Genomic DNA, 17946 nt, shown 5'->3' on the forward strand with positions numbered 1-17946 from the left:
TATGACAGACTTAAACAAAGTAATTAAAGACCTGAACGAATTAGGTATCTATGATATTAAAGAAATCGTATATAACCCTAGTTATGAGCAGTTATTTGAAGAAGAAACCAAACCAGGTTTAGAAGGTTATGAAAAAGGTATCGTAACCACTTCAGGTGCTGTTGCAGTTGATACAGGTATTTTTACTGGTCGTTCACCAAAAGATAAATATATCGTATTAGATGAAACATCAAAAGATACAGTATGGTGGACAAGCGATGCAGCGAAAAATGATAACAAACCAATGAATCAAGCTACATGGCAAAGTCTAAAAGAGTTAGTTACTAACCAACTTTCTCGTAAACGCTTATTTGTTATTGATGCATTCTGTGGTGCGAACGAAGATACTCGTTTATCAGTACGTATTGTAACTGAAGTAGCATGGCAAGCACATTTCGTGAAAAACATGTTTATTCGCCCATCTGATGCAGAATTAGTGAATTTCAAACCTGATTTCACAGTAATGAACGGTTCTAAAGTAACTAATCCAAACTGGAAAGAACAAGGCTTAAATTCTGAAAACTTTATCGCATTTAACTTAACTGAAGGTGTGCAATTAATCGGTGGTACTTGGTACGGCGGCGAAATGAAAAAAGGTATGTTCTCAATGATGAACTACTTCTTACCATTAAAAGGCGTTGCATCAATGCACTGTTCAGCTAACGTAGGTAAAGATGGCGATGTAGCTGTATTCTTCGGTTTATCTGGTACAGGTAAAACAACCCTTTCAACTGATCCAAAACGTCAATTAATCGGTGATGATGAGCATGGTTGGGACGATGATGGTGTATTCAACTACGAAGGTGGTTGCTATGCGAAAACAATCAAACTTTCACCAGAAAATGAGCCAGATATCTACAAAGCAATCAAACGTGATGCATTATTAGAAAACGTAGTTGTGCGTGCTGATGGTTCTGTTGACTATGATGATGGTTCAAAAACAGAAAATACTCGTGTTTCTTACCCAATTTATCATATCGATAATATCGTTACTCCTGTATCAAAAGCGGGTCATGCGAAAAAAGTTATTTTCTTAACTGCTGATGCATTCGGTGTATTACCACCAGTATCTAAATTAACGCCAGAACAAACCAAATACTATTTCTTATCTGGTTTCACTGCGAAATTAGCAGGTACAGAACGTGGTATCACAGAACCAACACCAACATTCTCAGCTTGTTTCGGTGCAGCATTCTTATCACTTCACCCAACTCAATATGCTGAAGTGTTAGTGAAACGTATGGAAGCTGCTGGTGCAGAAGCTTACTTAGTGAACACTGGTTGGAATGGTACAGGTAAACGTATCTCAATCAAAGATACTCGCGGTATCATCGATGCAATCTTAGATGGTTCAATTGAAAATGCTGAAATGGGTAAATTACCAATCTTCGATTTATCAATTCCAAAAGCATTACCAGGTGTTGACCCTGCAATCTTAGATCCTCGTGATACTTATGCAGACAAAGCACAATGGCAAAGCAAAGCTGAAGATCTTGCAGGTCGTTTCGTGAAAAACTTTGAAAAATATACGACAAACGACGAAGGCAAAGCATTAGTTGCTGCAGGTCCTAAAGCTTAATTAGCTTCAAGTGAAAGCAAAACAGCCAGAATTGATTTCTGGCTGTTTTTTTATGATCAGAGAAAGGATAAAAAAGTGCGGTCAATTTATGCCGACTTTTTTCCTTTTTCTTCTTTTTTTACTTCATCCCATAGCAAATCCATTGCCATCAAATTGCTTTGTTGACAGGTTTTGCCTTGCTCATTTAATTTCTGTTCAACAGAGCGGAAACGTCGCTCAAATTTATGATTGGCTTGGCGTAAACTTTCTTCTGCATTGCAATTTAAATGACGGCTTAAATTGACAGTGGCAAATAATAAATCACCAAGTTCTTCATTAATGCGCTCCACATTGCGTTCTGGTTGATTGATTTCTTGTTTTACTTCATCAATTTCTTCATGCAGCTTATTGATCACATCATTAATATTATTCCAATCAAAGCCCACTTTAGCGCATTGCTTTTGCAATTTTTGTGCGCGGAGTAAGGCAGGAAAAGCATGGGGAATATTGTCTAAAATAGAGTGCGGTCCATTTTTTTGTACTTTTTCTTTGGCTTTCATCTCATTCCAATTAGCTAAGGCCTCTTGCTCATTGGTGGCAGATTTATCGCCAAATACATGAGGGTGACGACGCACAATTTTTTCTGCTACATCATTTAACACATCATCAAAAGTAAACAACCCATCTTCAGTGGCGAGTTGGCTAAAAAATACTACTTGTAATAATAAATCACCTAATTCTTCGCGTAAATTGGCGACATTATTTTGCTCAATGGCATCAATGGTTTCGTAGGTTTCTTCCACTAAACAAGGGATCATGGATTGATAGGTTTGTTTTAAATCCCAAGGACAACCACCATTAGGATCGCGCAATTTCGCGATAAGCTGAATAAAATGTTCAATTGGATGCATATAAATTTAGATCTCTATTTTGTAGTGCATATGAGATATGTTTGAGGATAACATATTGATTAAAAGGGACGTTATGAAACGTCCCTATATCATTATTCTTGAATTAATTGGTAAAGTAATTCGTCTTTACGATCAAGATAATGAGTGGATTGGATACGACGAATAGTACGCGATCTGCCACGAATTAATAGGGTTTCAGTGGTGGCAAGATTGCCTTTACGCTGAATACCTTTAAGCAAATCACCATTGGTAATACCTGTTGCCGCAAATACTAAGTTATCATCTCGTACTAAGCTTTCCAAAGGCAGCACTTCGTTGACTGCGACGCCATATTGTTGGCAACGTTCAATTTCTTGTTGAGCAAGTTGTTGATTTTCAGGGGTATCGCCTTTAACTTGATTGCGTGGCAATAAGCGTGCTTGCATATCGCCGCCTAAAGCTCGTACCGCCGCTGCAGTAATCACACCTTCAGGTGCACCACCAATGCCATAAAGCATATCAACGCCACCTTCTGGCAAACAGCATAATAAAGAACCCGCTACATCGCCATCAGGAATGGCAAGTACTCTTGCACCCTGTTGTTGAATACGTTTAATCACTTCATCATGGCGTGGTTTAGCTAATACCATAACAGTAACTTGGCTCATTGATTTGCCTAATTTATGGGCAACACGACGAAGATTTTGTTCAATCGGCAAGTTTAAATCGATCATGCCTTCTAATTCTGGACCTACTACTAATTTTTCCATATACATATCAGGCGCGCGTAAGAAAGTGTCTTTTCCCCCTGCGGCTAACACTGAAATGGCATTAGATTGCCCCATTGCTGTCATGCGAGTACCATCAATAGGATCGACTGCAATTGCAACCTGTTCGCCAGTGCCAGAACCAAGTTTTTCGCCAATATATAGCATAGGTGCTTCATCAATTTCACCTTCGCCAATTACCACTTCTGCGTCCATTTCAACTTGGTTTAGCATATAGCGCATGGCTTTTACCGCAGCATCATCTGCTGCATTTTTATTGCCTCTACCAAACCAAGAATAAGCCGCGAGTGCTGCTGCTTCTGTTACACGTGAAAATTCAATGGATAATAATCGATTCATCATACTGAGCTTCCCTAATAGAGTGATATTTGTTGCTTATTTTATCACTCTTACTGCAACGATGGCGGAAAATTTTTGCGAATATGGATTTTTTCTAACTTGCTACTTTTAAAACAAAGAGGATATAGGTAGAATACTTAAAATTTTACATTTTGTTATCCAAAGGAAGTGATTATGTCATTTGAAATTTTAGATCAACTAGAAAGCAAAGTAAGACAAGCGGTGGAAACTATTCAGTTACTTCAATTAGAAGTGGAAGAGTTAAAAGAAAAAAACAACCAAGCGCAACAGGCTTATGATGCATTGCGTAATGAAAATGAACAATTAAAAGTGGAACATAATAGCTGGCAAGAGCGTTTACGTTCATTATTAGGTCAAATTGACAACGTTTAATTTCATCCAAACAATAAAAAACCTAGACAATTTTGAGTCTAGGTTTTTTATTTGTAGTAGAGTGAAACAAGATAGATACCTAAAAAAGTCGCAGATAAACTACCAATTAAATGACCACTTAATACAAGCAAGCCTAATCCTGCTTTTCCGTTTAGGAAGTTTGTCCAAAATTCTGCAGAAATGGCGGAAATAGTGCTTAAACTGCCGAAGAAACCAGTGATCATAAATAATTTCCATTGTTCACTGATACTTGGAATATACCAACAAAACGCAGTGAACACGCCAATGAAAAAACAGCTAGTGAGATTTGCCACTAAAGGACCAAAGGCAAAACTATGGAATAGCGGATTAAAAAATACATAAAGAAGCCATCGAGTTACCGCGCCCAGTACGGCACCGATACTCACAATACCAATTGATTGCCACATTAATAAACTCCAAAAGTTGCTCTTAAATAACTTGCAACTGCTTCATCTTTATTAAAACCAATTCGTTCAAGTTCTGTTAATCTTGCCGCAAGGCGCGGATCCGCATTTGCCATCACACAGCCTTTGCCTACCACTTTTAACATATCTTCATCATTCAAACCGTCACCAAAGGCAATGCAATGGTTTAGTTCATAATCGCGTTGCGCCACTAAAGCCGAAAGTGCGGTGGCTTTTGACACATTTTTATTCATCACTTCCAAACATTGCGGTGTGGAATACACCAAGGTAACGCGATCGCCATATTTTTGTTGTAAACGCTGTTCTAAAGGCAACAAGTCATCTAAATGACGTGCAATGAAGAAGATTTTTTGTGTATTGCGACCATGATGTTGTGCGAAATCGACCACTTGATAACTAAACCCACTGTCTTTGTGGTATTTCATCAAACTTGGAATGTCCACATTAATAAACCAATCATCGCCTTGATAGCTATTCACACAAATACTGTCGTGATCGAATTCCTCTTGCATAATGGCAAAGGCAAGGTCTTCAGGTAAATAATTACTGTAAATTAAATTGCCTTGTAAATCATGCACTTCCGAACCATTCGAGGTCACCATCGCTGCTCGAGTGGGATCAATCTTTAATTTGTTCAAAATGAAGGCAACGTCAGGATAACTACGCCCAGTGGCAAGCACAATATCCACTTGTTTGTCTGCTATTTTTTCTAAGGTAGAAATAGTGAAATCGCCAATAACATGGTTAGCATTTAATAATGTACCGTCCATATCAGATACAACGGCACGGAAAGGAAAGGTTTTCATTTTGTATCCTTATTGATAAAAACGGCTTATATAATAACAAAATATCCTAAAAATGACCGCACTTTTGTGAATAAAATAGTAGGAATATGATTAAAGATCGATATAATGAAAAACAGTTTTGTAATTTAAAATAACAATAAAATAAGCAAGGACAACAATGAACGGTGCGAGATTAATCACAGAATGTTTAAAAGCGCATGGTGTAACCACTGTATTTGGTTATCCTGGGGGCGCAATTATGCCAACCTATGATGCGCTTTATGATAGTGGAATTGAACATTTCCTTTGTCGTAATGAACAAGGGGCAGCCATGCAAGCCATTGGCTATGCCAGATCAAAAGGTTATGGCACAGTGGGTGTGTGCATTGCCACTTCTGGACCTGGGGCAGCAAACTTAGTGACAGGACTAGGTGATGCCTTTATGGACAGTATTCCCGTTGTGGCATTAACAGGACAGGTGGCGAGCCATTTAATTGGTACTGACGCATTCCAAGAAGCCGATGTATTAGGTTTATCTCTTGCTTGCACTAAACACAGCTTTATTGTGCAAAGCATTGACGAATTACCAGAGGTGATCGCAAAAGCGTTTCAAATCGCACAAAGTGGTCGCCCTGGTCCAGTGTTAGTGGATATTCCGCGTGATATTCAGCTCACTGAAACCAATTTACAACCCGTAGTCTATGCCCCTGAGAAACCAGCTGCAATTAAAGCGCAAGCATTAGAAAGTGCGGTGCAATTATTAAAAGAAGCCAAATGCCCAATCCTTTATATTGGTGGTGGCGTCGGCATGGCAAATGCCGTTCCTGCCTTGCGTGAATTTTTACAAACAACGCAAATTCCAAGTGTTTCTACCCTAAAAGGATTGGGCAGTATTTCGCCTGATAATCCTTATTATATGGGGATGATTGGTATGCATGGCACGCGTGCGGCGAATTTAGCTACACAGGAATCGGATTTATTAGTGGTTCTCGGTGCAAGATTTGACGACCGCGTGACGGGTAAACTAGACACCTTTGCGCCAAATGCAAAAGTGATTCATGCGGATATTGATGCCGCTGAAATTAATAAATTGCGTAAAGCCAATGTGGCATTAAAAGGTGATCTGATTCAAGCGATTCAGGGCATGACCATGCCATTGGATATTCAACCTTGGCGTGAACGCATTGTCGCTCTTAAAAATGAATTAGATTTCACCTATGGCGAATTGCAAGGCGAAGGCGATATTGATCCAACTTGGTTATTGCATAGCTTATCGCAGAAGAAAAATCAGAAAGCGGTTGTCGTCACAGATGTAGGACAACATCAAATGTGGTCTGCGCAACACATTAATCATTACCAACCTGAAAACTTCATCACTTCCGCAGGTTTTGGCACCATGGGATTTGGTTTGCCAGCAGCAATGGGCGCTGCAAAAGCACGTCCGCAAGATGATGTGATTGTGGTAACTGGCGATGGTTCAATTATGATGAATATTCAAGAATTGGGTGCTGTTAAAGCAGGTAAAGTGCCAGTGAAAATTCTGTTATTAGATAACCAACGTTTAGGCATGGTGCGTCAATGGCAATCTTTATTCTTCAATGCACGTCATAGTTCCACAATTTTGGATGAAAACCCTGACTTTGTTACTCTAGCCAAAGCCTTTGATATTAAAGGGGAGCGTATTGAAAAAGCAGGTGAAGTGAATGCGGCGTTAGATCGTTTACTCAATGCCAAAGAGGCATATTTCTTACATGTTTGCATTCCACCTGAAGAAAATGTATGGCCGCTTGTCCCACCTGGTGCGTGCAATGCGGATATGTTGGATGTAATGAGCTAAAAGTGCGGTGTAAAAAGGGAGATTTTTTATGAATAATACAGAATTAACTATTGTTGCTAATCACCGCCCAGAAGTACTTGAACGTATTTTGCGTGTTGTGCGTCATCGTGGCTTTACCATCACCAATCTCAGCATGAAATTAGTAGAAGACAAAGTGTGGTGTGATTTGGTGGTCGCCAGCAAACGTGATGTGAGCTTGCTCGTGAATCAATTAGCCAAATTATATGATGTGGTGGATGTGGCTTGTGAAAGCTGCGAAGAATAATGCTTAAATAAATTAGATTACAGATTTAGTTGGAGAAGATTATGCCAGTTTTACGTTCAGCCACCTCAACTCAGGGGCGAAATATGGCGGGTGCGCGCTCACTATGGCGTGCAACAGGAATGAAAGAAGGCGATTTTGGTAAACCTATTATTGCTGTGGTGAATTCCTTTACACAATTTGTCCCTGGTCATGTGCATTTGCGTGATATGGGAAAATTAGTCGCAGAACAAATTGAAGCTGCGGGTGGGGTAGCGAAAGAGTTTAATACCATTGCTGTTGATGACGGTATTGCGATGGGACATGATGGTATGCTCTATTCTTTACCAAGCCGCGATTTAATTGCCGATAGCGTGGAATATATGGTGAATGCCCATTGTGCCGACGCTATGGTCTGTATTTCAAACTGTGACAAAATCACCCCAGGGATGTTAATGGCAGCCATGCGTTTGAACATTCCTGCGATCTTTGTTTCGGGCGGGCCAATGGAAGCGGGCAAAACCAAACTTTCTGATCAAATCATTAAATTAGATTTAGTGGATGCGATGATGAAAAGTGCGGATAAAACCGTTTGTGATGAAGATGTGGAAGCCATTGAACGTAGCGCTTGCCCAACTTGCGGCTCTTGTTCAGGTATGTTTACGGCAAACTCAATGAACTGCTTAACGGAAGCATTGGGTTTATCTTTACCGGGTAACGGTACCTGCGTAGCAACTCACGCGGATCGCAAATTCTTATTTGAAGAAGCTGGTCGTCAAATCGTTTATTTAGCCAAACGTTTCTATGAACAGGATGATTATTCCGTATTACCTCGCTCAATTGCCAGCTTTGATGCCTTTGAAAATGCCATGAGTTTAGATGTAGCAATGGGTGGCTCAACTAACACTGTATTGCACTTATTAGCGGTGGCACAAGAAGCAGAAGTGGACTTCACCATGGCGGATATTGACCGCATTTCGCGTAAAGTGCCTTGTTTATGCAAAGTCGCACCGAACACCTCAAAATATCATATTGAAGACGTCCATCGTGCAGGCGGCATTATGGCGCTATTGGGCGAATTAAATCGTGCCGGCTTACTGCATACCCATACTAGCACCGTTTTAGGCACCACTTTAGGTGAACAAATTGCCAAATACGATATCATGCACAATCCAAGTGAAGACATTGCGAAATTCTATCGTGCAGGTCCAGCAGGTGTGCGTTCGATTACTGCATTTTCACAAGATTGTCGTTGGGAAACCTTAGATACAGACCGCGAAAATGGTTGTATTCGTTCTAAACAATATGCTTATAGCCAAGACGGTGGCTTAGCGATGTTGACCGGCAATATTGCCCTTGATGGTTGTATTGTGAAAACCGCAGGGGTGGACGAATCGATCTTAAAATTCACTGGCGACGCTATCGTATTTGAAAGCCAAGAAGATGCAGTAAATGGTATTTTAGGTGGCAAAGTGCGAGCTGGTCATGTGGTAGTAATTCGTTATGAAGGACCAAAAGGCGGACCGGGTATGCAAGAAATGCTTTACCCAACCACCTATTTAAAATCCATTGGCTTAGGCAAAGAATGTGCCTTATTAACGGACGGGCGGTTCTCAGGCGGAACTTCAGGACTTTCTATCGGGCACTGCTCGCCAGAAGCTGCTTCAGGTGGCACCATTGCTTTAGTGCGTGATGGCGACCAAATCGTCATTGACATTCCAAACCGTTCTATCCAACTTTTAGTGTCAGAAGGCGAATTGGCGCAACGTCGAGCAGAGCAAGACCGAAAAGGCTGGCAGCCGGTTAATCGTCAGCGTAATGTTTCAACAGCATTAAAAATCTTTGGTCATTTCGCTTTATCTGCAGACAAAGGTGCCGCGCGCGACAAATCGAAATTATAAAATAAGGCACAAAAGTGCGGTGTAAAAATCCAGAATTATGTAGAAATAGTGCATTTGATACATAACGTCAATCCGTAGGGACGCGACGCTCGCGTCCAGTGATGTTAAATCTGTTTTGAATGTTATTTATGGACACCAGCGTGGTGTCCCTACTGAATAGGTCATAACAAAAAACGCGGTGGAATTCACCGCACTTTTATTTGAATAGAAAATATGGACGTGTTTTTTTCCTTACATCCCATCACACAAGCCTTTATTGCAGGCTTGTTTACTTGGGGTTGTACAATTTTCGGTTCTTCTTTCGTGTATTTCTTCCGCACTGTAAACCGAAAATTATTAGATGTTATGATGGGGTCGGCTGCTGGAGTGATGATTGCGGCGTCCTTTTGGTCTTTGTTGGCGCCCGCAATTGAATATGCGGAACCAAATTATGGCAAATGGTCGTGGTTGCCCGTTGCCATTGGTTTTTTATTGGGTGGTGGTTTTATCCGCACCATTGATTTTGTCGTACCACATTTACATTTAGACAAACCCTTAGAAGAAGCAGAAGGAAAAGGCTTACATCGCCGTCTGTCTAAATCGGCACTGTTATTTCTTGCCATTACCATTCATAACATCCCCGAAGGATTGGCAATCGGCGTGACTTTCGGTGCGTTATCAAGCGTAGCAGATTACCATGCGGCATTAGCCAGTGCGATTGGTTTGGCCATTGGTATTGGCTTACAAAATATCCCGGAGGGTTCTTCTTTAAGCTTGCCGATTCGCGCTGAGGGACATAGCCGTTGGAAAGCCTTTTGGTATGGTTCAATGTCGGCGGTGGTAGAGCCTATTGCTGCGGTTATTGGTGCTGCTTTTGTGCTATCTATGACGGCTATCTTGCCTTATGCCCTGTCTTTTGCTGCAGGCGCAATGATTTTCGTGGTGGTGGAAGAATTAATCCCCGAATCACAAAGCAATGGCAATACTGACAGTGCTACTTTAGGCTTAATGATCGGTTTTACCGTTATGATGATTTTAGATGTGGCCTTAGGCTAATACACAAATTGCAAAACCGCATAAAAGTGCGGTGTAAAATGGAATACTTTTTATGAGAACAACCCTTTCAGAACAACCAACTGGTGCAGAATATTTAAAAGCAGTGCTAAGTTCAACAGTTTATGAGCTAGCAACGGTCACGCCATTGCAGGCAATGTCTCGCTTATCCGCAAGTCTCGACAACGAGGTTTGGGTCAAACGTGAAGATCGCCAGCCTGTGCATAGTTTCAAATTGCGTGGCGCTTACAATATGATTGCCAGCCTTACCGAAGAACAAAAAGCGCGCGGAGTGATTACCGCTTCCGCGGGCAATCACGCACAAGGTGTCGCCCTTTCCGCTAAAAATATGGGCTTAAAAGCCATTATTGTTATGCCACAAAACACCCCGACTATTAAAGTGGAAGCAGTGCGTGGTTTCGGTGGCGATGTGTTATTACATGGCATTAATTTTGATGAAGCCAAGGCAAAAGCTATTGAACTGTCCAAAAGCAAACAAATGACCTTTATTCCGCCTTTCGATCATCCTGCTGTGATTGCAGGGCAAGGCACTTTGGCGATGGAATTATTGCAACAACATAGCCATATTGACCGCATTTTTGTGCCAGTGGGCGGTGGCGGTTTAGCTGCAGGTGTGGCAGTGCTGATCAAACAATTATTGCCTGAAATTAAAGTAATCGGCGTAGAAAGCAAAGACAGCGCTTGTTTATATGCAGCGTTACAAGCAGGCAAACCTGTTGAACTTGATCGTGTGGGCTTATTTGCCGATGGTGTGGCAGTAAAACGCATTGGTGATGAAACCTTCCGAGTGTGTCAACAATATTTAGACGACGTGGTACTAGTGGACGGTGATGAAATCTGTGCTGCCATGAAAGATATGTTTGAAAATGTACGCGCAGTGTCTGAGCCATCAGGCGCTTTAGCCTTAGCTGGATTGAAAAAATACGTCAAACAATTAGGGATTAAAAATGAGAATTTGGTCACCGTTTTGTCAGGGGCAAATCTCAACTTCCACACCTTACGTTATGTGTCCGAACGCTGTGAAATTGGTGAAAAACACGAAGTGTTGTTAGTGGTGAAAATTCCTGAACAACGGGGCAGTTTCTTAAGATTTTGTCGTATTTTACAACAATATGTGGTAACAGAATTTAATTACCGTTATTCCGATGATGAAGAAGCCTGTATTTTCGTGGGTTTACGCATTAATGGTGAACAAGAAAAAGAAATCATCATCAACACTTTACGTCAAGATGGTTATCATTTACAGGATTTATCCAATGACGAAATCGCCAAAACCCACATTCGTTATATGATCGGCGGCAAAGCGACCAGTCCATTGAATGAATGTCTATATAGTTTTGAATTCCCAGAACAAAAAGGCGCCTTGTTAAACTTCTTAGAAAAACTCGGCACCATTAATACCAATATTTCCCTTTTCCACTATCGTGGTCATGGCGCAGATTACGGTAACGTGCTAGCAGGCTTCCAAGTGGAAAAAGAAAATATGGCGGAATTTATTCAGCGTTTAGATGAGATTGGTTACGCCTACCAAGATGTCAGTGAAAGCGTGGCATATCGTTATTTCTTAGCGAAAAAATAATGGCAGAACCGATATGATGGTGAAAATGTACCAATCGTAAATATGTAGGGACACCACTCAGGTGTCCGTAAACAATATTCAAAACAAGTTTAATATCGCAGGACGCGAGCGTCGCGTCCCTACAAAGACGTCGATATTTAAATATAACGTTTGCAAAAAATCGATTTCAAATACCACATGATTGTAGAGACACCAGGTTGGTGTCCGTAAATCGCATTCAAAATAGATAAAAAGTGCGGTGAATTTCACCGCACTTTTGTTTTTTATTTCAAGAAAATCTTGTAAGTTATTCTTTCCTAACGTAAAAGTTAATTGAAAATTTTGGGGATTTTTTGTGATTTTTTGTAGCCAGTCTATTTTTAATCAATTAAACTACGAGGTCAGTTTATTAGTGAAATAAGCTGTTCTATTTTTTATGGAAATATTTTCTGGCTGGACTGCTAGTCAAATGTGTAATTTTTCGTTATTTGTAAAGAAATGTAATGTACATTGAATGGTAGTGGTGTTACCTATAAAATAGGCATAATTTTTTTAACAACATAAAAGGGTAATTTTATGAACAAAATTTTCCGAGTGATTTGGAATCACGCAACACAAAGTTGGGTGGCAGTTTCTGAACTTCAATCAGCAAAAGGCAAAACAAAATCAACAGTGTCTAAAGTGGCAGTTGCTTTAGCAGCTATGGGGATTAATGGCGTAGCAACGGCGGAAACGCTTCATGAGGTTGGTCCTGCGACAACAGATGCAAATGTATTAATGAATATGGATGTAGATAATGGTCGTTACATCATTATCGGTAAAGACGCTCAAGCAAATGACAACTCTGATGAAAGTGGTTCAGGTAACTTGGCAATTGGTACAGGTGCAAAAGCGTTAGGTATCACATCTATTGCGATTGGTACAGGCGCTCAAACTGTATATCAATCAAACGCAGATAGCAATTATCAACCTAATGGTAATGGTGCAATTGCGATTGGTGCTAATACGTTTGGTGGCGGTCAACATGCTATCGCAATGGGAACCAATGCGAAAGCGTATGAGGGCGCATCTTATGGTATGGCATTTGGTCTTAACTCTCATGCTAAAAAAGGTTACGACGTTGCGTTTGGTCCTTATGCAGTAGCTGAAGGTGGTCAAAGTACGGCTTTCGGTTATAACACAACTTCTGCTGGACCTGTTTCAATTGCACTTGCTACAGATGCTAAAGCGTATGCGCCAGCTTCCGTTGCATTGGGTTTAAAAGCTAGAACAGAAGCCAGTGCGGTTACAGGGGTTGCAATTGGTCAAACATCAAAAGTGAGTGGTTTTAGAGCGATTGCAATTGGCCGTTCAACCATTGTTGATGGTGCTCAAGCGGGTGCGTTGGGTGAAGGCTCAAATGTAGCGGGTGGCTTCTCTTATGCAGTAGGTAGTACCAATAATGTGCCAGTTGAACGCACAATGGTGATGGGTAACAATGTTGTTGCTACCCAAGCAAATAGCGTGGTTTTAGGTAACAACTCAACAGACCGTGCTGCAACTACTGAAAGCAGTGCGACTGTAGGTGGTATCACTTACGGCAACTTTGCGGGTCAAGGTGCACCTGAAAAAGGTGTGGTGAGCGTGGGTAAAGCGGGCGAAGAACGCCAAATTATCAATGTGGCTGCTGGTAAGATTTCTTCTGATTCAACTGACGCAATCAACGGTTCACAACTTTATTTAACCCAAAAAGCATTGGGTAATGTGGCGAACAGTACAGCAAATCACTTAGGTGGTGGTTCAACAGTGAGTGCTGATGGTAACTTAACTGCACCAACCTATAATTTATACACTGGTATAGATACACCTGCGACTGCTGGCAACAGTGGTACGCAAATCAATGGCGCGCCAGTTACAAATGTTGGCGATGCATTGACTGCATTGAATACTTACATTAACAAAGGTTTCAATGTTAAAGATAACGCTGGCACAACTAAAGGTGTGGTTACACCAGGCGAAAGCGTTCAATTTGTAAATGGTAAAAATACTACAGCGAATGTATCTACAGAAGAAAACAGTGTAACTAAAATTACTTTTGATGTGGATTTACCAAAAACTGGTACTTTCGATCTAAACACAACAACTAATACTTTCTCACCAGCGCCAGTTGATGCTGCTAATCCGCAAGGTGATAACCAAGGCGATAACTTAGTTAATGTATCAACTTTAGTATCAGGTTTAAATAAAACCGGTTTCTTCTTAGGTGGTGATACAGAAGGTACAGGTACGTTTACAGATCAAGCAGGCGACAAGAAAATCGCCAATGGCGAAACGTTCTTATTGAAAGCTGGTGATGACATCAACGTTACTCAAATTGACAATGGTTATAAATTAGACGTAGCTGTTAAAACAGGTGAGGTAAAAGATAAAAAGACCGCTCCTAATGATAATGGTTTAGTAGAACCAAAAACATCGGATGACGGCAAGAAATTAGTCAACATTACTACGTTGGCAAATGCGGTAAACAACTCAGGTTGGAGAGTGACTTCAGATCTTGATGGTGGTTCATATGCAGAAATTGGTCATAACAAAACTAATGAGTTAGTGAGACCAAGTGAATTTGTTGTATTCAAAGCAGGTAAAAACTTGACTATTAAACAAAATGGTCAGAACTTTACTTATGCAACGGCTGATGATGTAACTTTCGATTCAGTGCAAGTGGGTGATATCACTATCAACAACGACGGTACGATCAGTAATGTGGCGAGCAACTTGCCAGATACTTGGAACCAAGATGAAGCAAATACAGCAAACCAACCTGTTACCAAGGATAAACAAGAATTAACTGTTAACATCACCAATGCGTTTAACAATGTGGCAACGGTGAAAGATATTATTAATTCAGGTTGGAATTTACAAGCAAATGGTACGAATAAAGACTTCGTGAAACCTTATGATATCGTTAACTTCACAGATGGTGTCGGAACTAAAGTCAATATCACAAATACAGATGGTGTAACCAGTATTGTAAAAATTGATATTGATCCAACAACATTAAATAACAATCTTGCAGGCAATATCACTAACAATGCAAATGGCACAGTAAAACTGGGCGATACAAATGGTAATAATGCTGATGGTAATAAATTGGCAACCACTGGCGATGTGATGAATGCGATTAACAACGCAGGTTGGAACATTACTACTACAGATGATGCTGGCAAGCCAACAACTAAATTAGTGAAAACGGGTGCAACGGTTACTTTCGCTAATGGTACGAACACTGTCGCTGAAACAACGGTTGACGCGGACGGCAACCCAACTGTAAAAATCCATGTTGATGGTGATGCTATCACTAACGCGGCGAAAGGTAATGTAACTGTTGCTGGTGGTAAAACAACTGTTGCTGATGCTGATAAAGGCAAATTAGCAACTACAGATACAGTTTCAAATGCAATTAACGAATCTGGCTGGACAGCGACAATTGGCACTGACACTACTGACTTTGCAAACCAAGATGGCAAGGATGACGCGTTAATCAATCCAGCGGATAAAGTGATCTTCCAAGCAGGTAAAAACTTGAAAGTGAAACAAGAACAGCCTGATGCAACCACGACTAAGTTTACTTATGCGTTAGACGATACAGTTACCCTTGGTGAAGCAAGCGAACCAGCGAAACCAGGTGAAAATGGTCAACCAGGCACACCAGGTAAAGATGGTAAAGATGGTTCTATTACGGTAACAGGTAAAGACGGTGCCGCAGTTGCAATCAACGGTAAAGACGGTTCTATCGGCTTGACAGGTCCAAAAGGTGCAGATGGCAAAGATGGCGTAAGTGCAACAATGAAAGTTGGCGCAGGTCCTGCAGGTGTTGATGGTAAAGATGCGGCAGGCAAAGACGCTGAAAGCAAACCACGTATCGTTTATGTTCCAGTTGATCCAGAAACAGGTAAACCAGCAGTAGATGAAAACGGTAATCCAGTTGAAGAGAAAGTAGCAACTTTAAATGATGGATTGAAGTTTGCAGGTAACCAAGGTGAAACGATCATTAAGAAATTGAATGAGACGTTAAACGTTGAAGGTAAATTAGCGAATGATGCACCAGCTTCTGCGAGCAACGTTCGTGTGGACAGCGATGGCGATAAATTAATCGTTAAAATTGCTGAAAATCCAGAGTTTAACAGCTTAACAATTAATACGGCAGATCCTGATAATCCAGTTGCGCCGACTAACCCAGTGACTATTGTGACTAACCCGAAAGCACCAAATACAGTGACTTTCGCAGGTCGAGATCCAGCTGATAAAAACGAGCCAGTGCCAGTTCAAATCAACAATATTACAAGTGGTTTGAAACCTTATACTAAGGATGATGCACCAACGAAAGCGGCGGAAGGTTTAATTAACTTAAACAATCCAAACGTACCAGACAGCAATGTTGTTACTGCTGGCGACTTACGTAATATGGGGTGGGTGGTTGCAACGCCTGATAACAATTACGAAAGTGCGGTTAAGAATGCACAGAAAGTGAACTTTATCGGCTCTGCTGGTATTGAGGTTAAAGGCGAAAACAACGCAACAACAGGCGTTTATGACGTGAAATTAAAACTTTCTGGCGCAGGTAACTTAGTGTTAGAAGACAACGTTAACATTGGTGAACAACCTGCTCCAACTGGTAGAATTAAATTAGCACCAGATAGCAGCACGAATGGTTTCGTTGGTGCAACTAACGTGATGAACATGGTTAATAGCGCAGGTTTCAAAGCAACAATTGGTAAAGATGCCAAAGACTTTGAAAACGAAGCAGGTAAAACTGATGAGCTAATCAACGCGGGTGATAAAGTTGTGTTCCAAGCAGGTAAAAACTTGAAAGTGAAACAAGAACAGCCTGATGCAACCACGACTAAGTTTACTTATGCGTTAGAAGATCAAGTTACCCTTGGTGAGAAAGGTGAGCCAGGTCAAAATGGTCAACCAGGCAAACCAGGTAAAGATGGTTTCATTGGTGTCAACGGTAAAGATGGTTCAGCAGTAGCAATCAACGGTAAAGATGGTTCTATTGGCTTAACTGGTTCGAAAGGTAAAGACGGTAAAGACGGCGCTTCTGCGAAAATCAGCGTAGGCGAAGGTCCTTCTGATTTAGCGAATGCAAAAGGTCGTGATGGTCGTGACGGTACAGAGAAAAAACCACGTATCGTTTATCAACCAGTTGATAAAAACGGTACACCGAAAGGCGAGCCAGAACAAGTAGCAACCTTAAACGATGGTTTACGCTTTACTGGTGATGATGGTAAAGAAGTGAAACGCCCATTAAATTCACTATTAAGTGTGAAAGGTGGTGCGAAAGGTCAATTAACCGAAGGTAACATTGGTGTAACTTCTGATCCAAATACTGGCGCATTAAATGTGAAATTGGCAAAAGACATTGATCTTGGTCCAAGCGGTAGCATTAAAGCAGGCGGTGTAACCATTAACAACAATGGTATCAACTCAGGTGGTAAACGAATCACTAACGTTGCACCAGGTAAAGCACCAACTGACGCAGTGAACGTAAGCCAATTAAAAGGCGAAATGAAAAACGTACACAAAGGCTATCGTGCTGGTGTCGCAGGTGCGAACGCAGCTGCAGGCTTACCACAAGTTTACTTACCAGGTAAATCAATGGTAGCAGCCTCTGCGGGTACTTTCAAAGGACAAGCAGCTCTTGCGGTTGGTTACTCACGCGCAAGCGATAACGGCAAATTATTGCTGAAAATCCAAGGTAACACCAACAGCCAAGGTGATATTGGTGGTTCTGTGGGTCTAGGTTACCAATGGTAATTTAATCTAGCTTAATGAAAAGGCTTAACCTGAAGGGTTAAGCCTTTTTTGTTCTGTAAATAAAGAAAAACTGCGGTGAAATTTACCGCACTTTTCTTGTTATGACTTATTTAAGTAGGAACACCGTACTGGTGTCCATAAACAACATTCAAAGTGCATTCAAAATCACAGGACGCGAGCGTCGCGTCCCTACGGGTTCTCAATCTGCTCGTTCGCAATTCCCCCAATCCAAAAAAGCGCTGTGAAATTTACCTCAGTTTTGTTGTCTATCTTAATAAAAATATTGTAAGTTTTTTATTTTTTAAGGGAAAATCATTGAAAC

General features: G+C 41.0%; 12 protein-coding genes. 8 read left to right on the forward strand and 4 right to left on the reverse strand.

What is annotated here, in order from left to right:
* Window position 1: 1 nt before the first annotated feature.
* Entirely contained in the window at window positions 2-1618 is a 1617-nt protein-coding gene (gene pckA / locus ACT2CV_RS08615) for a phosphoenolpyruvate carboxykinase (ATP) (protein WP_464973407.1), read from the forward strand.
* 86 nt (window positions 1619-1704) lie between these two features.
* On the opposite strand, the gene mazG is transcribed toward pckA, so the two are convergent.
* The gene (gene mazG, locus ACT2CV_RS08620; RefSeq protein ID WP_464973408.1) at window positions 1705-2508 is read right to left on the reverse strand and encodes a nucleoside triphosphate pyrophosphohydrolase; all 804 of its coding nucleotides are present in this window, start codon (window positions 2506-2508) and stop codon (window positions 1705-1707) included.
* A 92-nt stretch (window positions 2509-2600) separates the two neighbouring features.
* Window positions 2601-3614: a class II fructose-bisphosphatase gene (gene glpX, locus ACT2CV_RS08625; RefSeq protein ID WP_464973975.1), complete on the reverse strand. Its 1014-nt coding sequence runs from the start codon at window positions 3612-3614 to the stop codon at window positions 2601-2603.
* A gap of 174 nt (window positions 3615-3788) precedes the next feature.
* Here glpX and ACT2CV_RS08630 point away from each other — a divergent pair, with 174 nt between their 5' ends.
* Window positions 3789-4007 carry a cell division protein ZapB gene (locus ACT2CV_RS08630; protein WP_464973409.1) on the forward strand — a complete coding sequence of 73 codons (219 nt, stop codon included), beginning with the start codon at window positions 3789-3791 and terminating at the stop codon, window positions 4005-4007.
* 47 nt (window positions 4008-4054) lie between these two features.
* Here the strand turns inward: ACT2CV_RS08630 and ACT2CV_RS08635 are convergent, their stop codons facing one another.
* Window positions 4055-4435: a CrcB family protein gene (locus ACT2CV_RS08635; RefSeq protein ID WP_464973410.1), complete on the reverse strand. Its 381-nt coding sequence runs from the start codon at window positions 4433-4435 to the stop codon at window positions 4055-4057.
* Window positions 4435-5259 (reverse strand): Cof-type HAD-IIB family hydrolase, encoded by an 825-nt coding sequence (locus tag ACT2CV_RS08640; protein ID WP_464973411.1) that lies wholly within the window; start codon window positions 5257-5259, stop codon window positions 4435-4437. The genes ACT2CV_RS08635 and ACT2CV_RS08640 overlap by 1 nt, the downstream gene beginning before the upstream one ends.
* A 157-nt stretch (window positions 5260-5416) precedes the next feature.
* Between ACT2CV_RS08640 and ilvG the strand changes: the two genes are divergently transcribed.
* The 6 genes from ilvG to ACT2CV_RS08670 all read left to right on the forward strand — a co-directional run bounded on the left by ilvG (window position 5417) and on the right by ACT2CV_RS08670 (window position 17624).
* Window positions 5417-7075: an acetolactate synthase 2 catalytic subunit gene (gene ilvG / locus ACT2CV_RS08645; protein WP_464973412.1), complete on the forward strand. Its 1659-nt coding sequence runs from the start codon at window positions 5417-5419 to the stop codon at window positions 7073-7075.
* Window positions 7076-7103: 28 nt separating this feature from the next.
* Window positions 7104-7340, forward strand: a complete 237-nt coding sequence (ilvM, locus tag ACT2CV_RS08650; protein ID WP_464973413.1) for an acetolactate synthase 2 small subunit — start codon at window positions 7104-7106, stop codon at window positions 7338-7340.
* Window positions 7341-7381: 41 nt separating this feature from the next.
* Complete coding sequence (ilvD, locus tag ACT2CV_RS08655) at window positions 7382-9217, forward strand: dihydroxy-acid dehydratase (RefSeq protein WP_464973414.1); 1836 nt, start codon at window positions 7382-7384, stop codon at window positions 9215-9217.
* A 213-nt stretch (window positions 9218-9430) separates the two neighbouring features.
* Window positions 9431-10252 (forward strand): ZIP family metal transporter, encoded by an 822-nt coding sequence (locus tag ACT2CV_RS08660; protein WP_464973415.1) that lies wholly within the window; start codon window positions 9431-9433, stop codon window positions 10250-10252.
* 52 nt (window positions 10253-10304) lie between these two features.
* Window positions 10305-11849 (forward strand): threonine ammonia-lyase, biosynthetic, encoded by a 1545-nt coding sequence (gene ilvA, locus ACT2CV_RS08665; RefSeq protein WP_464973416.1) that lies wholly within the window; start codon window positions 10305-10307, stop codon window positions 11847-11849.
* A gap of 555 nt (window positions 11850-12404) precedes the next feature.
* Window positions 12405-17624: a YadA-like family protein gene (locus ACT2CV_RS08670; RefSeq protein ID WP_464973417.1), complete on the forward strand. Its 5220-nt coding sequence runs from the start codon at window positions 12405-12407 to the stop codon at window positions 17622-17624.
* Window positions 17625-17946: the final 322 nt, after the last annotated feature.

The organism is Reella acinonychis (genome assembly GCF_052384575.1).
Classification (GTDB): Bacteria; Pseudomonadota; Gammaproteobacteria; order Enterobacterales; family Pasteurellaceae; genus JBQSUQ01.

What these genes read in the sequence shown, in the direction of transcription:
- glpX (WP_464973975.1), bottom strand. Translation starts at nt 3,614, where the DNA reads ATGAATCGATTATTATCCATTGAATTTTCACGTGTAACAGAAGCAGCA.
- ACT2CV_RS08670 (WP_464973417.1), top strand. Translation starts at nt 12,405, where the DNA reads ATGAACAAAATTTTCCGAGTGATTTGGAATCACGCAACACAAAGTTGG.
- mazG (WP_464973408.1), bottom strand. Translation starts at nt 2,508, where the DNA reads ATGCATCCAATTGAACATTTTATTCAGCTTATCGCGAAATTGCGCGAT.
- pckA (WP_464973407.1), top strand. Translation starts at nt 2, where the DNA reads ATGACAGACTTAAACAAAGTAATTAAAGACCTGAACGAATTAGGTATC.
- ACT2CV_RS08660 (WP_464973415.1), top strand. Translation starts at nt 9,431, where the DNA reads ATGGACGTGTTTTTTTCCTTACATCCCATCACACAAGCCTTTATTGCA.
- ilvD (WP_464973414.1), top strand. Translation starts at nt 7,382, where the DNA reads ATGCCAGTTTTACGTTCAGCCACCTCAACTCAGGGGCGAAATATGGCG.
- ilvM (WP_464973413.1), top strand. Translation starts at nt 7,104, where the DNA reads ATGAATAATACAGAATTAACTATTGTTGCTAATCACCGCCCAGAAGTA.
- ACT2CV_RS08640 (WP_464973411.1), bottom strand. Translation starts at nt 5,259, where the DNA reads ATGAAAACCTTTCCTTTCCGTGCCGTTGTATCTGATATGGACGGTACA.
- ACT2CV_RS08630 (WP_464973409.1), top strand. Translation starts at nt 3,789, where the DNA reads ATGTCATTTGAAATTTTAGATCAACTAGAAAGCAAAGTAAGACAAGCG.
- ilvA (WP_464973416.1), top strand. Translation starts at nt 10,305, where the DNA reads ATGAGAACAACCCTTTCAGAACAACCAACTGGTGCAGAATATTTAAAA.
- ACT2CV_RS08635 (WP_464973410.1), bottom strand. Translation starts at nt 4,435, where the DNA reads ATGTGGCAATCAATTGGTATTGTGAGTATCGGTGCCGTACTGGGCGCG.
- ilvG (WP_464973412.1), top strand. Translation starts at nt 5,417, where the DNA reads ATGAACGGTGCGAGATTAATCACAGAATGTTTAAAAGCGCATGGTGTA.